The organism is Curtobacterium sp. PhB25 (assembly GCF_004365375.1).
Lineage (GTDB): Bacteria > Actinomycetota > Actinomycetes > Actinomycetales > Microbacteriaceae > Curtobacterium.
Genome location: NZ_SODR01000002.1, coordinates 60,551 through 75,580, shown reverse-complemented (window position 1 = coordinate 75,580; position 15,030 = coordinate 60,551). Strand labels below are relative to the sequence as shown.

Sequence of the window (15,030 nt, the reverse complement as noted above, 5' to 3'; positions counted from 1 at the left end):
ACGGCACGGCGGCCGGGAGGCACGGTGCGGTTCCGCAGCGTCCGTCCGGTCGGTCCGGTGCTCCCGTCCAGTGCGTCGGTACCCTGGTGCGGTGACCGACACGACCGCTGCCACCGACCCGACCGCCACCGCCGACCGCCCGACGCACGCCTGGGGCCACGGCCTCGCGGCGATCGCCGCCGACGGCACGACGCTCGACACCTGGTACCCGGAGACCCACCTCGGCCCGCTGCCGACCGACGCGGTGTTCCCGGCAGCACTGCAGGCGCACGTCGGCGACGACCCCCGCCGCGAGGTCCGGATCGAGGCCGTCACCACCGAGGTCACCATCGACGCCGCCCCGACCAGCACCGAGGACGCGTACCTGCGTCTGCACCTGCTGAGCCACCTGCACGTGCGTCCGAACACCATCAACCTCGACGGTGTCTTCGGGTACCTCCCGATCGTCGCGTGGACGAACGCGGGGCCGGTCCACCCGGAGTCCCTGACCCGCCTGCGCCCGTCGCTGCAGCGCGCGGGCATCGCCGTGCACGCCATCGACAAGTTCCCCCGTCTCGTCGACTACGTCGTGCCGGACCGCGTCCGCATCGGTGACGCCAACCGCGTCCGTCTCGGGGCGCACCTGGCACCGGGCACGACCGTCATGCACGAGGGCTTCGTGAACTTCAACGCCGGCACCCTCGGCGACGCCATGATCGAGGGCCGTGTCTCGCAGGGCGTCGTCGTCGGCAACGGCACCGACATCGGCGGCGGGGCGTCCATCATGGGCACGCTCTCCGGCGGCGGCACGCACCGGGTCTCCCTGGGCGAGCGCGCGCTGCTCGGTGCGAACGCGGGTCTCGGCATCTCCCTCGGCGACGACTCCGTCATCGAGGCCGGCCTGTACGTCACGGCGGGAACGAAGGTCGTCCTGGTCGGCGCCGCACCGAACCCGGACGGCACGCCGAAGACCGTCAAGGCCGCCGAGCTGTCCGGCACCCCGAACGTCCTGTTCCGCCGCAACAGCCTGTCCGGCGCCGTCGAGGCGCTGCAGCGCAAGGGCGAGGGCATCCAGCTCAACACCGCGCTCCACGCGTAGGCCTGGCCCCGCGAAAGCGACAGAGTCCTGCGAACTGTTCGCGGGACTCTGTCGCTTTCGCGGGTGAGAACGCGCGTCAGCGCGCGGGGAGGTCCCGCTTCGGCGCACCCACGTAGAGCTGCTGCGGGCGACCGATCTTGTTGAGCGGGTCGTTGTTCAGCTCGCGCCACTGCGCGATCCAGCCGGGCAGGCGGCCGATCGCGAACAGCACCGTGAACATGCGCGGCGGGAAGCCCATCGCCTTGTAGATGATGCCGGTGTAGAAGTCGACGTTCGGGTAGAGCTTGCGGTCGATGAAGTACTGGTCGCTCAGCGCGATCTGCTCGAGCTCCTTCGCGATGTCGAGCAGGTCGTCCTGCACGCCGAGGGACTCGAGGACCTCGTCGGCCGACTCCTTGACGAGCTTCGCGCGGGGGTCGTAGTTCTTGTAGACGCGGTGTCCGAAGCCCATGAGCTTCACGCCGCGCTCCTTGTTCTTCACCCGCTCGACGAAGCGCTGCACCGGCTCGCCGGAGTCCTTGATCTGCTGCAGCATCTCGAGCACGGCCTCGTTCGCGCCGCCGTGCAGCGGCCCGTACAGGGCGTTGATGCCGGCCGAGATCGACGCGAACATGTTCGCCTTCGTCGAGCCGACCAGGCGGACCGTCGCGGTGGAGGCGTTCTGCTCGTGGTCCTCGTGCAGGATGAGGAGCCGGTCGAGGGCCTTCGACAGCACCGGGTTCGGCTGGTAGGTCTCGGCCATGGTGCCGAAGTTCAGGCGCAGGAAGTTGTCGACGAACGACAGCCCGTTGTCCGGGTACAGGAACGCCTGCCCGATGGACTTCTTGTGCGCGTAGGCGGCGATCACCGGCAGCTTGGCGAGCAGCCGCACGGTCTGCAGCTCGACCTTCTCCGGGTCGTCGACGTCCATGTCGTCCTCGTAGTACGTCGACAGGGCACTGACGGCGCTGGACAGCACGGACATCGGGTGCGCGGAGTGCGGGAGCGCGTCGAACAGGCGCCGGAGGTCCTCGTGCAGCAGGGTGTGCCGACGGATGCGGGCGTCGAAGTCGGCGAGTTCGGACTCGTCGGGCAGCTCGCCGTAGATCAGGAGCCACGCGACCTCGAGGAAGGTGCAGTTCGACGCGACCTGGTCGATCGGGTACCCGCGGTACCGCAGGATGCCCTCGTCGCCGTCGATGTAGGTGATCGCGCTCTTGGTCGACCCGGTGTTCACGAACCCGTAGTCGAGCGTGTTCATCCCGGTCTGTTTCTTGAACGTCGAGATGTCCATCGTGGACGCGCCGTCGACGCTCGGCAGGATCGGGAACTCCGCGCTGCCGCCCGGGTACGTCAGCGTCGCGGTCTCGCCCGTCTGTTCGGCGGCGGGACTCACGGGCACGGGCGTCGTGGGCGGTGTGGCCGTCTTCTGAGCGTCGTTGGCAGTGTCAGTCACGTTGACAGCCTAATCGCGGCGTCTGTCGCTCGTGCACACATCGATGGTCACGACTTGGTGGGAACCCCCGGTTGCGCTCCGGGCGGAATGCACGATCCGCCCGGCGGCGGGGTCCGTCCCCGCGCTACGCGGCGCCGAGCCGACGGCTGCTGGCCAGCCGCTGGGCCGCCGCGGCGATGCGCTCGTCGGTCGCGGTGAGGGCCACCCGGACGTGCTCCCCGCCCGCTGTGCCGTAGAACGTGCCCGGTGCGACGAGGATCCCGCGGTCGGCCAACCACGACACCGTGTCGAGCGCCGGCTCACCGCGGGTCGCCCAGAGGTACAGGCCGGCCTCGCTGTGGTCGATGCGGAAGCCGGCGTCCTCGAGTGCCCGTCGGAGCATGTTCCGGCGCGCCCGGTAGCGGGCCTTCTGCTGCTGCACGTGGGTCTGGTCGGCGAGTGCGACGATCATCGCTTCCTGCACCGGCAGCGGCGGCATCAGCCCCGCGTGCTTCCGGACCGCGAGCACGTCGGCGAGGATCCGGGCGTCACCGGCGACGAACGCCGCGCGGTACCCGGCCAGGTTCGACTGCTTCGACAGCGAGTACACGCTGAGCACGCCGTCGACCGAGTCGCCGACGACCCGGGGGTCGAGGATCGTGGGGGTCGGGGTGGTCGCGTACTGCGGGTCCCAGCCGAGCTCGGCGTAGCACTCGTCACCGACGATGACGGCACCGAGTTCGCGGGCGCGGTCGACCGCTGCACGCAGGTCGTCGATCGAGAGCACGCGGCCGTCGGGGTTGCCGGGCGAGTTCAGCCACACCAGCTTCGTCGTCGCCGGCCACGCCGCCGGGTCGTCCGATGCGAGGGCGTCCGCACCGACCAGGGCCGCGCCGAGCTCGTAGGTGGGGTACGCAGCGGCGGGGAACACCACGGTGTCGCCGGCGCCGATGCCGAGCCAGAGCGCCAGGCCGGCGATGAACTCCTTCGACCCGATCGTCGGCAGCGTGTGCGCCTCGGTCAGCCGCACCCCGTGGCGTCGGCCGTACCAGTCGGCGATGGCCTGCCGCAGCGCCGGGGTGCCGGCGACCTGCGGGTAGGCGTGCGCGTCCGTGGCGTCAGCGAGGGCGCGTCGGACGACCTCGGGGGTCGGGTCGACGGGCGAACCGACGCTCAGGTCGACGATGCCGCCCTCGTACCCGGCCGCGCGCTGCTTGAACGGGACGAGCTGGTCCCAGGGGAAGTCGGGCAGGTCGAGCGCCACGTGCGTGTCCGGCTCAGCCGCGGGGCGGTTCGGCCATGACGACCGGATGGTCCTTGTGGATCACACCGACCTTCGCGGCGCCACCGGGCGAGCCGACTTCCTGGAAGAACTCGACGTTGGCCTTGTAGTAGTCGGCCCACTCGTCGGGCAGGTCATCCTCGTAGTAGATGGCCTCGACCGGGCACACCGGCTCGCACGCACCGCAGTCGACGCACTCGTCGGGGTGGATGTACAGCGAACGGTCGCCCTCGTAGATGCAGTCGACGGGGCATTCGTCGATGCAGGCACGGTCCTTGACGTCGACACAGGGCTGGGCGATCACGTAGGTCACGGTTCGGGTGCTCCCTTCGACGAGCGGGTTCGAGTCTACTCGCGGCCCGGGGCCGTCCGGGACCGCAGCCCCGACAGGTCCGGCCACGCGAGCACCAGGGCGGCGATGACGGCGGGCGCGAACGTCCACACGTACCCGGCCGCGTTCGCCAGCACGAGCGGCGAGCCCTGGCCGCCGACGGAGACGAGCACCTGGGTCGCGACGAGGATGCCGATGCCGATCGCGGCGACCATCGCCCGCGACCGGTACAGCAGCCGGATGCCCACGGTCAGCCCGATCACGAGCAGCGTGGTGATCACCATGCCGATCGGGAACGCGGCGGCGCCGACGGTCTGCTGGTGCGTCACGGTGCCCAGTCCGCCGGTGACGAGCCCGAGCACGAGCGCGACGGCGACCGCGGCGACCTTGCCCTGGCCGGACATCTCGGCGTAGGTCTGCGGTGCCGGGGGCTGCGGGTCGGCGTCGTGCCGGAAGGCCTCGACGGCGGGGGCGTGCTCGCGGACGCCGTGCGGCATCACCCACGACAGCGCGGTCGGGTCCGCGGGGTCGACCGGGTCGACGGTGACCTGCGAGCGGTACTGCTCGACGGCGGCACGCACCTTCGCCCGCACCGGCAGGACGTCGACGGTGACGTCGGCGTCCCCGGTGTCCGGGGCGACGATCATCGAGAACGCCACTTCCTCTGCCCGGGCCGCGTACCGAGCAGCGTGGTGCACACGCACGTGGTCGGGGTGGCCGTACCCGCCGTCGTCGGCGTAGCTCACGACCGCGTCCGCACCGGTGGAGCGGATCGCGGCACGGACGTCGTCGACGACCTCGCCCAGGTCGGCGGCGGTCAGCGAGTCGACGGGGGCGTCGTCGGCGGCGGTCGCCCGCCCGTCCGGCCCCCACTGCATGCCGGAGTCGACGTACCGGCGTTCCGGCAGGTCGGTGGGCCGGGCACCGCGCCCGCCGAGCCACAGGCGCGCCGGGCCGCCGAGGGCTGCGAGTGCCGCGTCGATCTCGGTCTCACGGTGCGCGGCGACGCGTTGTGCGTCGCCGGCCAGGGGTGCGAGCCGCTCGGTGAGCATCTCGCCGCGCTCACCGCGGGTCGCCGTCAACACGGTGACCTCGGCGCCGAGCTCGAGCAGGGTCGCGATCGTCCCACCGGACGACAGGGTCTCGTCGTCGGGGTGGGCGTGCACGAACAGGACGCGCTCGGGGCGCGTGACGGAGGCCTTCGACATCGCCCCCAAGGGTACGGGACTAGCGGGCCGTGACGATGTAGGTCGCGGTGACGCCGTCGTCGCCGTCCGAGAACGTGAGCACGACGCGGTACCCGTCGCTGCGGAACATCCCGAACGCACTCGACGAGTCGGCGCGCTTCGCCGACTCGGTGTAACCGGCGTCGGCGAGCTGCTGCGCGGCGGAGGCGAAGTCGTCGACCGACCCGGCGCGCACCTGCACGACCCACCCGGAGCCGTTCGGTCCCGCTCCCCCGCCGAGCACCGTGCCGTCGACGAGCGGCACGTCGGACGACGGGAACCCGTCGGGCACCTTGCCGTCAGAGGTGACGTTCGCACCCTTGAGCGCCGTGTCGAGCGCCCCGTCGATGCCGCCCGCGACCGAGGACATGCCGTCCTGGATCGCCTTGCCGTCGATGCCCGCGACGCCGTGCGCGACCGTCGAGGCCACCGAGGACCCGAGGTCCGTCGCCTGCTTCACGGAGTCGGACGAGCAGCCGGTGAGTCCGGCCAGGGCGATGCCGGCGGCGACGGCGGCGATCAGCGGGGTACGGAGGGAACGCATGCGCCGACGGTAACGGGTGAGCCGGGAGGCACGGCGCGAGTTGGCTGTGAACGTCCTGTCCCCGGGACGGTCACCCGCGCGGCGGGGCCGCCCCGCGCCTCCCGTCCGTCCGTCAGGCGACGTAGGCGCGCGTCGCGGCGACCAAGGCGTCCACGCCGACCGGGATCGCGGTCTCGGCCTGCGGCGCGTAGAACGGCGAGTGGTTGCTCGGGATGTCCTCGCCGCGGCGGAACAGCTCCGGGTCGGTGATCCCCGTGAACCAGTACACGAGCGGGACGCCCGCCGCCGTCGCGAGCTGCCCGACGTCCTCCGACGCCATCGCCAGCCCGATCTCCAGCTCGCGCGCACCCGGTACGGCGGCGCTGACGGCCGCGAGCACCCGGGCAGCGGACTCCGCGTCGTTCACGGTCACCTCGGCACCGGGCGACCGCACGATCGTCGGCTCGGGCAGGCCACCGGCGTCGCTCTCGGCACGGACGATCCGCTCGATCGACGCGATGATGCGCGCACGGGTGTCCTCGTTGCGGGCACGCGTCGAGATCTCGATGACGGCCTGGTCGGGGATGATGTTCGCGCGGGTGCCGGCGTGGAAGCTGCCGACGGTGACCACACCGGCGTCGCTCGGCGAGACCTCGCGCGAGACGACGGTCTGCAGCCGCACGACGGCGGACGCGGCGGTGACGACCGGGTCGAGGGATGCCTGCGGCGCGGACCCGTGTGCCCCGCGACCGTTGAAGGTCACGGTGAGCCGGTCGCTCGACGCCATCACCGGGCCGGAGCCGATCGCGACGATGCCGACCGGGGCCGGAGCCGAGTGCTGGCCGAGCACGACGTCGGGCTTCGGGAACCGGTCGACCAGGCCGTCCTCGACCATGGCGCGGGCGCCGGAGATGACCTCCTCCGCCGGCTGGAAGACGCCGACGACCGTGCCGCTCCACTGGTCCCGGGTGGCGACGAGGCGCTCGAGCGTGCCGAGCAGCCAGGTGACGTGGATGTCGTGGCCGCATGCGTGCATCGTCGGGACGTCGTTGCCGTCCTCGTCGGTGCCGCGGTGCTGGCTGGCGTAGGACAGCCCCGTGCGCTCCTGGACCGGCAGGCCGTCCATGTCGGCGCGGAGCCACACGACCGGGCCCTCGCCGTTCGACAGGACGCCGACGACACCGGTGCCGCCGACGCCGGTGGTCACCTCGATGCCACCGAGTTCGGCGAGCCGGTCGGCCACGATGCCCGCAGTGCGGTGCTCCTGGAAACCGAGCTCGGGGTGGGCGTGCAGGTCCTGGTACAGCGAGAGGAGGTCGAGGGTCACGGCATCCACCGTAACCCCCGACCTCCTCAGGTCGTGCTCTTGCTGACGCGACGCGTCGCTTGGTGCTTACGCGTCCTGACGCTTCAGGCGGGCGTACGAGCGCTGGCGGGCCTGCGCGTCGAGCTCGACCTTGCGGATGCGGACGACGGCCGGGGTGACCTCGACGCACTCGTCCTCGCGCGCGAACTCCAGGCACTCCTCGAGGGAGAGCTGGCGCGACGGCGTCATCGACTCGAAGGAGTCGGCGTTCGCCGAACGCATGTTCGTGAGCTTCTTCTCCTTCGTGATGTTGACGTCCATGTCGTCGGCGCGCGAGTTCTCGCCGATGACCATGCCCTCGTAGACCTCTTCGGTGGGGTTGACGAAGAACGTCATCCGCTCCTGCAGGTTCGTGATGGCGAACGGCGTGACGACACCCGAGCGGTCGGACACGATCGAGCCGTTGATGCGGGTCTGGATCGGGCCGGCCCATTCGTCGTAGCCGTGCGAGATCGCGTTGGCGATGCCGGTGCCGCGGGTCTCGGTCAGGAACGACGTGCGGAAGCCGATCAGGCCGCGCGACGGGACGATGAACTCCATGCGCACCCAGCCGGTGCCGTGGTTCGTCATGTTCTCCATGCGGCCCTTGCGAGCGGCCATGAGCTGGGTGATCGCGCCGAGGTACTCCTCCGGCGTGTCGATCGTCATGTGCTCGTACGGCTCCTGCAGCTTGCCGTTCTCGTCACGCTTCGTGACGACCTGCGGCTTGCCGACGGTGAGCTCGAAGCCCTCACGACGCATCTGCTCGACCAGGATGGCGAGCGCGAGCTCACCACGGCCCTGGACCTCCCACGCATCGGGGCGACCGATGTCGAGGACCTTGAGCGAGACGTTGCCGATGAGCTCGCGGTCGAGGCGCTCCTTGACCATGCGGGCGGTCAGCTTGTGACCCTTGACCTTGCCCACGAGCGGGCTGGTGTTCGTGCCGATCGTCATCGAGATCGCCGGGTCGTCGACCGTGATGGTCGGCAGCGGGCGGACGTCCTCGGGGTCGGTCAGCGTCTCACCGATGGTGATCGTGTCGAAGCCGGCGACGGCGACGATGTCACCGGGGCCAGCCGACTCGGCCGGGTAGCGCTCGAGGGCCTTGGTGATGAGGAGCTCGGTGATGCGGGCGTTCACGACGGTGCCGTCGTGCTTGACCCACGCGACCGTCTGGCCCTTCTTCATCGTGCCGTGGAAGATGCGCAGCAGCGCGAGGCGACCGAGGAACGGCGACGCGTCGAGGTTGGTGACGTGGGCCTGCAGCGGGTGCTGGTCGTCGTACTTCGGCGCGGGGACGTGCTGCAGGATCGCTTCGAACAGCGGCTCGAGGTCGTCGTTGTCGGGCAGCGAGCCGTCGGCCGGCTTGTTGCGCGACGCGGCACCGGCACGACCCGAGGCGTAGACCACGGGAACGTCGAGGATCGCGTCGAGGTCGAGGTCGTCGACCTCGTCCGACAGGTCGGACGCCAGGCCGAGGAGCAGGTCCTGCGACTCGGAGACGACCTCGTCGATGCGGGAGTCGGGGCGGTCCGTCTTGTTGACGAGCAGGATCACCGGGAGCTTGGCGGCGAGCGCCTTGCGGAGCACGAAGCGCGTCTGGGGCAGCGGGCCCTCGGACGCGTCGACGAGCAGGACGACACCGTCGACCATGGAGAGGCCTCGCTCGACCTCACCACCGAAGTCGGCGTGACCCGGGGTGTCGATCACGTTGATGGTGATGGGGCCGTCCGCGCCGAACTCGGTCGCGTGCTTGCCGTTGTAGAGCACCGACGTGTTCTTCGCGAGGATCGTGATGCCCTTCTCGCGCTCGAGGTCGTTCGAGTCCATCATGCGGTCTTCGCCCTCGAAGTGGGCGTCGAACGAGTTGGTCTGCGTGAGCATCGCGTCGACGAGGGTGGTCTTGCCGTGGTCGACGTGTGCCACGATGGCGACGTTGCGCAGGTCGGACCGGGTGGCGAGCGCCATACAGGACATCCTTCAATTTCTGGGAGAGTGTCGGGCCAGTGATTTGTCGGCACCGCACCCGCGGGCAGAACGCCCGACACGCCAGTCTACCGGTAGTTCGCAACCGTCAGGAGTACAGCAGATGAGCCGACGGCGAACGTGGGTCGAGATCACCATCGTGCTGCTGCTCTCACTGGGTGCCAGCGCGCTGTACTCGATCCTCCAGATCATCGACGACCTGTCGCAGACGACCCCGCTCGGCGAGCAGTCCACGGCGCTCAACACCTCGTCGACGACGGTGCAGTACGTCGACCTGGCCCGGCAGCTGCTCGGCATCGCGGTGGACCTGGCACCGGTCGCGCTCGTCTGTTTCCTGCTGTGGAGCACGTCCCGCCCGCACCTGTCCCGGCTCGGCATCGACCGGTTCCGGGTGAAGCCCGACCTGGGCGGTCCGGCGCTCATCGCTCTGTGCATCGGGATCCCGGGGCTCGCCCTGTACTTCGCCGGGCGTGCGCTCGGCATCACGGTGAGCGTGGACCCCGCTGCCCTGAACTCGTACTGGTGGACGGTGCCGGTCCTGCTGCTGTCCGCGATCCGCTCCGGCCTGCAGGAGGAGGTCATCGTGATCGGGTACCTCTACGCCCGGCTCGGCGACCTGGGCTGGGGGCGGTGGCAGGTGATCCTGTCGACGGCACTGCTGCGCGGGAGCTACCACCTGTACCAGGGCTTCGGCGCGTTCGTGGGCAACGCCGTGATGGGCATCGTGTTCGGCTGGATCTACACGAAGTGGGGCCGCCTGATGCCCTTGATCATCACGCACTGCCTGCTCGACGCCGCGGTGTTCGTCGGGTACCCCTGGGTCGCGAGCGCGTTCCCCCGGTTGTTCTCGTAGCGTGAGCACATGAGCATCCCCGAGGTCGGCGAGTCCGCGCCGACGTTCACCCTGCCGGGCATGATCGTCCGCGACGGGGTCCGCACCGACGACGAGTACGACCTGTCGTCGGAGATCGGCCGGACCGTGGTGCTCGCCTTCTACCCCGGCGACGCGACGGCCGTCTGCACCGCGCAGCTCTGCAGCTACCAGGCGGAACTCGACGAGTTCGACGACCTGGGTGCCGTGGTGTGGGGCATCAGCCCGCAGGCCCTCGACTCGCACGAGACGTTCGCGCGCGGCTCCTCGCTGACGTTCCCCCTGCTGAGCGACACCGCCGGCTCGGTGATCCGCGACTACGGCGTGCGCGCGCCGGGGATCGGACTCCGTCGGTCGGTGTTCGTGATCGGTCCCGACGGGGTCGTGCGGTGGCGGCACGTCGGCCTGGTCGGTCTGCGGTTCCCGACGGCCGAGACCATCCGAGAACAGATCGAACTGCTCGTCTCGTGACCGGATCCCGCGACTGACGCCGTTCCCGGCGTGGGGGTTTCCCGAATCCGTCGCCATGGGGTATTGACACCCGAACTGGGGGCGACGACCATTGTCGGCACGAGAGGTCCACGCAGGATCTGCCTCCCCGGGGAATCGGGTCGTCCGGAGATACGCGCTGGTGTGTCACACCCGCTCCCCGGGCGTCTCCGGGGAGGCATCTCGTAACCTCGTCCGGTGCACACCACCATCGTCGCCCCGGGCCTCCGCCGTCTCGCCATCGCCCTCTGGGTCGTCGCGGTGGCGCTCGTCCCCCTGGCACTGCTCGGTGGCAGCAACCCGTGGCTCGTCCCGGTCCCGAGCATCTGCATCGCGTTCGTGGCGTGGGCCGCGCTCTGGCGTCCGCGCATCGAGCTGACGCCCGAGCACCTGCGGATCGTGGACGTCCGCCGCACCAGCACCTACACGTGGTCGCGTGTCACCGAGGTGCGCACGAAGTACGGCATCGAGGTCGTCACGAGCGAGGGCGTCCGCCGCGTCTGGATCGCGACCCGCCCGACCGCGCGGCTCACCGCCCAGGTCCCGGGCCGACCGGGAGGCCCGGATCACCTCGACGTCGACGCTGCGGCCGCGCGGATGCTGGCCCTCGTACCCGCCCCGGCTCCGCAGGACGGCCCGCCGCCCGCGACCGTGACGGCGGCGCCGATCACCCACCGGGTGCACGGCTGGACGGTCCTGGCGTTCGTCGTGCTCGGGATCGCGGCGTCGCTCGCGGCGGCCCGGATGTAGCGTCCGACGCAGCACAGACGACGGAGGGCGGCGCGCCGCCACTGGCGACACCCCGCCCCGGGTCGAGGTCGTTCAGTTCTTCCATTTGAACGGTGCGCCGGCTGACGCATGCGTCGGCGCACCGTCGGCGTGCACCGCTGCTGCGGCGCCGAGCCCGAGCGTCGCCGCGACGAGCAGCGTCGCCGCGAGCGCGAATGACTTCTTCATGGTGTTTGCCTGCATTGTGACTTCCCCTGGTTCTCGAGCACCGTCCGGAGCGTGACGGCGTTCATCATCGACCCACGCATTCACCACAAGAGCGTCGTGCGCCACCCCGGGCTCGATGTCAACGGTAGCAATTGACGTCATTTTTGTGAAGAGGCGCCGTGAAGACCGGTCCGGCCGACGACGACGCCGATCACTCGTTCGAACGAAATCACGCCGAAGTTGCGTGAATCAATGCTCGCCGCACGATTGTCACCCAAGACTTCGAAGACGATTCCACCGTTTTGCACCCTGATGTCCACAACTCGTTTGACAGCTGTGCCGCTGAACTCCTTCGGAAAACACTGAGAGCTGCTTTCGCAATCCACGTAAGGCAATTTATCACCGTCGAAGACGACCAGCTGGCCGACGGCGATTCCCCTCGTCGTCTTCCGGACCAGAACAGTCTGACCATTGCCGAGGGCGGGCAGCATGCTGATTCCGTAGACGCGGTACACCCGGTACCGCGCAAGAGCAAGGACCGCGAACGCGACAGCGGCTGCGCCGAAGCAGCCGACCCCGATGAGCAGCGTCACGCGTTCGCCTGCGACGTCGTGCCGACTGCCGCATCCTGTCGGTAGCCGCGGGATTGTGCTTCGAACAACTCCCAGTAGAGTCCGCGTTCCCGAAGCTGTTCGGCATGGGTACCGGAAGAGATGACTGCACCTTCGTCGAGGACGATGATCTCATCGGCATCCCGGACGGTGTTCAGCCGGTGCGAGATCAGCAAAGATGCCCGTCCACGACGGACTCGGCGCTGTGTCGAGTGCAGTTCCGTCTCGCCGAACGCATCGAGACCCGAGCTCGGCTCATCGAGGATCATGACGTCACGATCTGCGCGCATCATGGCGCGGGCGAAGGCGAGCCGCTGACCTTGACCTCCGGAGAGGATCACCCCCGTCTCCGGGTCGTCCCTGTCTGCCGAGTCCGTGAACATCCGCGTGAGGAAGGTGTCGAGTCCGTACGGCAGCGTCTCGACGATCTTCGTCGCCCCGGCACGATCGACCGCGAGACGAACGCTGGCTTCTGGGTCTGCAGCATCGACATCGCCGAACGCGACGTTGTCACGAACGCTCGCCTCGTACTCCGAGTAGTCCTGGAAGACCGCACCGATCCGCTGCCGGAGCTCATCGACGGGCAGGGACCTGATGTCGACCCCGTCCCACAGGATCTCGCCGTGGTCTGGTTCGTACAGTCGACAGAGCAATCGCACGATCGTCGACTTCCCGGCACCGTTCTGACCGACCAGCGCGACCGCCTTCCCGTGCGGCACCGAGAACGAGACACCTCGGAGGACCCACGGCAGGTCGGCCGCGTACCGGAACCAGACGTCGCGGAACTCGATCCGGTCACGGAGTACGGGGACCCTCGCCCCGCGTTCGGGCGTCGGCAGGTCCGGCTGCACCGTGACGACCGCGACGTACTCGCTGACGGCGTGCAGGGTCTTCGCGAGCGAAGTCCAAACCGAGGACTGAGCAGTGATCGTCGATTGCACACCCCCGACGCCGGCGAGTACGAGCGTGAGCCCTCCGACGGACATACGGCTACTCGCGACCTCGACGGCCGCCCACGCAAGTGCGCACAACGACAGCAGTACCGTGAGGCACGTGGTGGCCAGCCGCATCCGGAGCGTCGTACCGTCCACCTTCGCTTCCGCTCGGGCCGAGTCGCGCAACTCCGCGTCCATTCGCCGCCGCAGGAGGGCGCCGAGTCCGAGGAGTCTGATCTCCTTTCCCGCCTCGGGCGAAAGCAGGAGCATCGAGTAGAAGGTGAGGCGACGCTCCGCACTGTTGACGCGGTGCATGGCTGGACCCCACCGGCGGGTCAACCCCAGCTCGGTCACGACGACGGGCACTGCGGCGAGCAGTGCGAAGACCAGGATCATCGGTGCCACGCCGGCCAACGCGATCCCGAAGCCGGTCAGCAGGATCGCAGCCCGGACCGTGCTGACCATGTCGCGGACCAGTTGGTTCGGGCCGGTGTACACGGCCTGCTGGGCGAGCCGGACCCGGTCCTGGAACGCCGGCGACTCGAGCAATGTGAGTCCCTTGAGTCGCTCGTGCAGCGCCGAGAAGAGTCGGGTCTGCGCCTCGATGCGCACCGCTCGTGAAAGAGCCGAATCGCACGCCGCCGACACAGGAATCAGCACGGCGATCAGGACGGTCCCGATCCCGAACCCGATGGCCGGGGCGGCGAACGACGCCGACGAGACCAGGGCGTCGATGACGCTCTGGAACGAACGCGCTACCCAGACGGGAGCAATGCCCTCGACAAGAGCGATCAGCAACGTGCTCGTGAAGAGGAACGGACCGGCGCGGAGTGCGAGCGCACCGGCCGTCGCTATCAACGAGAGCCGGCCCGCGCGTGTTCCGTGATCAGACACGCGCAGCGCTCGGGACGATCCGATCACGCACGTTGTCGACCACGACGCCGTCCTTGAGCTGCACCACGGCAGGGAAACCCTGAACGTCGAAGGCGGCGGCCATCGTGTGGTACCCCGGCTGCCCGGGGACGACAGAATCCTCCGCGACGACGTCCGCCGATCCCGCGAGCAGGGGGCCGTACGTCTCAGCCGCGCCGTTTCCGACGACGACCGCCACGACCGTCTCACCAACGGCCCGTCGCCGTCGCGCCTCGGCGGCGAAGTCCGGAATGAGTTCTCTGCACGGAGCACAACCCTTCAGGAAGAACCCCACCACGGCGTCTCCACTGATCGTGTCTTGGTCGACGCGCTTCCCGTCCATCGACGTCGCCACGAACTCGTGTGGTTCCCCGCTCGACATGACCAGACTCAGTGGAGTCGATTCGACCGATCCTTCGTGCCCGTGCGCACGCAATCGCCGGATCACCGCCACCAGGAGGACGAAGTTCACGAGGCCGATCGCGAAGACGACGAAGAACATCAACCAGACTGCGAGCATCATTTCCCCCTGTGGTTTCCTGCGACGAACAGTTCTCGGATGGAGGTCATCTCGACCAGCAGGAAGGCCGGTACGACAGCGCCACACAGCAGCACGACGACGGCACCGACCTCCGGCGGCCGCGTCTCGACGCCGGCCAACACCACCAGGGCAGCGGCGATCGCGATCAGCACACCGTTGCGGACGACATCCCAGACGCTCACGTCAGGACCGTCTGCGCCGAAGCACGCGCATTGCGCGTCCTCCGGAGCCAGGATCTCCGCGATCAATCCGGCGGTGAACGAGATGAGCAACAGTGCGGCCAGGACGACGCCAACGACCCACCACGGCGTCACGACGAGTACCAGCACAAGCCATTGCGCCACGAGAGCAGCGCGTCCCAGGTGGTCCATCGTGAAGTCCGAGAGCCCGGGGCGCAGCGCTCCCAACATTGCTCGCGCAGATTCCAGGAGATGTCGCCGATCTTTGCTGCGGATTTTCGTGCTGACCGACGCAGCAAAGACCAGGAAGATGACCGCCCGTCCAACTACCTCAACGTAGATCATGTCCGCCCCCATCATGTGCCCCA

The 15,030-nt window shown here is 69.3% G+C and carries 16 protein-coding genes; 4 read left to right on the top strand and 12 right to left on the bottom strand.

Annotated features, from left to right (window positions below; genetic code table 11):
• Positions 1-91: 91 nt before the first annotated feature.
• Positions 92-1,078, top strand: coding sequence for a 2,3,4,5-tetrahydropyridine-2,6-dicarboxylate N-succinyltransferase (dapD, locus tag EDF51_RS04955; protein WP_131878347.1), 987 nt, complete (start codon positions 92-94; stop codon positions 1,076-1,078).
• 76 nt (positions 1,079-1,154) lie between these two features.
• On the opposite strand, the gene EDF51_RS04950 is transcribed toward dapD, so the two are convergent.
• From EDF51_RS04950 to typA, 7 genes are all read right to left on the bottom strand, one after another.
• Positions 1,155-2,453, bottom strand: coding sequence for a citrate synthase (locus EDF51_RS04950; protein ID WP_123340789.1), 1,299 nt, complete (start codon positions 2,451-2,453; stop codon positions 1,155-1,157).
• 184 nt (positions 2,454-2,637) lie between these two features.
• On the bottom strand, positions 2,638-3,756 hold the full coding sequence (dapC, locus tag EDF51_RS04945; protein WP_132099585.1) for a succinyldiaminopimelate transaminase: 1,119 nt from the start codon (positions 3,754-3,756) through the stop codon (positions 2,638-2,640).
• Between the two features lie 13 nt (positions 3,757-3,769).
• Positions 3,770-4,087, bottom strand: a complete 318-nt coding sequence (fdxA, locus tag EDF51_RS04940; RefSeq protein WP_069711637.1) for a ferredoxin — start codon at positions 4,085-4,087, stop codon at positions 3,770-3,772.
• Between the two features lie 35 nt (positions 4,088-4,122).
• Positions 4,123-5,313: a PIG-L family deacetylase gene (locus EDF51_RS04935; RefSeq protein ID WP_131878344.1), complete on the bottom strand. Its 1,191-nt coding sequence runs from the start codon at positions 5,311-5,313 to the stop codon at positions 4,123-4,125.
• A 19-nt stretch (positions 5,314-5,332) separates the two neighbouring features.
• Positions 5,333-5,875, bottom strand: a complete 543-nt coding sequence (locus EDF51_RS04930) for a hypothetical protein (RefSeq protein WP_131878342.1) — start codon at positions 5,873-5,875, stop codon at positions 5,333-5,335.
• A 112-nt stretch (positions 5,876-5,987) separates the two neighbouring features.
• Entirely contained in the window at positions 5,988-7,181 is a 1,194-nt protein-coding gene (locus EDF51_RS04925) for an amidohydrolase (RefSeq protein ID WP_165918732.1), read from the bottom strand.
• A 66-nt stretch (positions 7,182-7,247) separates the two neighbouring features.
• Positions 7,248-9,170 carry a translational GTPase TypA gene (gene typA / locus EDF51_RS04920; RefSeq protein WP_111084979.1) on the bottom strand — a complete coding sequence of 641 codons (1,923 nt, stop codon included), beginning with the start codon at positions 9,168-9,170 and terminating at the stop codon, positions 7,248-7,250.
• Between the two features lie 121 nt (positions 9,171-9,291).
• On the opposite strand from typA, the gene EDF51_RS04915 reads away from it, so the two are divergent.
• From EDF51_RS04915 to EDF51_RS04905, 3 genes are all read left to right on the top strand, one after another.
• Positions 9,292-10,041, top strand: coding sequence for a CPBP family intramembrane glutamic endopeptidase (locus EDF51_RS04915; protein ID WP_131878338.1), 750 nt, complete (start codon positions 9,292-9,294; stop codon positions 10,039-10,041).
• Positions 10,042-10,050: 9 nt separating this feature from the next.
• Positions 10,051-10,530 (top strand): peroxiredoxin, encoded by a 480-nt coding sequence (locus EDF51_RS04910; RefSeq protein WP_131878336.1) that lies wholly within the window; start codon positions 10,051-10,053, stop codon positions 10,528-10,530.
• A 216-nt stretch (positions 10,531-10,746) separates the two neighbouring features.
• Positions 10,747-11,298 (top strand): PH domain-containing protein, encoded by a 552-nt coding sequence (locus EDF51_RS04905; RefSeq protein ID WP_131878334.1) that lies wholly within the window; start codon positions 10,747-10,749, stop codon positions 11,296-11,298.
• 72 nt (positions 11,299-11,370) lie between these two features.
• Here the strand turns inward: EDF51_RS04905 and EDF51_RS20400 are convergent, their stop codons facing one another.
• From EDF51_RS20400 to EDF51_RS04885, 5 genes are all read right to left on the bottom strand, one after another.
• Complete coding sequence (locus tag EDF51_RS20400; RefSeq protein ID WP_279387357.1) at positions 11,371-11,505, bottom strand: hypothetical protein; 135 nt, start codon at positions 11,503-11,505, stop codon at positions 11,371-11,373.
• Between the two features lie 137 nt (positions 11,506-11,642).
• Positions 11,643-12,077, bottom strand: a complete 435-nt coding sequence (locus tag EDF51_RS04900; protein ID WP_131878332.1) for a S26 family signal peptidase — start codon at positions 12,075-12,077, stop codon at positions 11,643-11,645.
• Positions 12,074-13,924, bottom strand: a complete 1,851-nt coding sequence (locus EDF51_RS04895; RefSeq protein WP_133936890.1) for an ABC transporter ATP-binding protein — start codon at positions 13,922-13,924, stop codon at positions 12,074-12,076. The genes EDF51_RS04900 and EDF51_RS04895 overlap by 4 nt, the downstream gene beginning before the upstream one ends.
• Positions 13,917-14,285 (bottom strand): hypothetical protein, encoded by a 369-nt coding sequence (locus EDF51_RS04890; protein WP_134194059.1) that lies wholly within the window; start codon positions 14,283-14,285, stop codon positions 13,917-13,919. Before EDF51_RS04890 ends, EDF51_RS04895 begins: the two co-directional genes overlap by 8 nt.
• A gap of 176 nt (positions 14,286-14,461) precedes the next feature.
• Positions 14,462-15,007 (bottom strand): MauE/DoxX family redox-associated membrane protein, encoded by a 546-nt coding sequence (locus tag EDF51_RS04885; RefSeq protein WP_131878328.1) that lies wholly within the window; start codon positions 15,005-15,007, stop codon positions 14,462-14,464.
• Positions 15,008-15,030 lie beyond the last annotated feature (23 nt).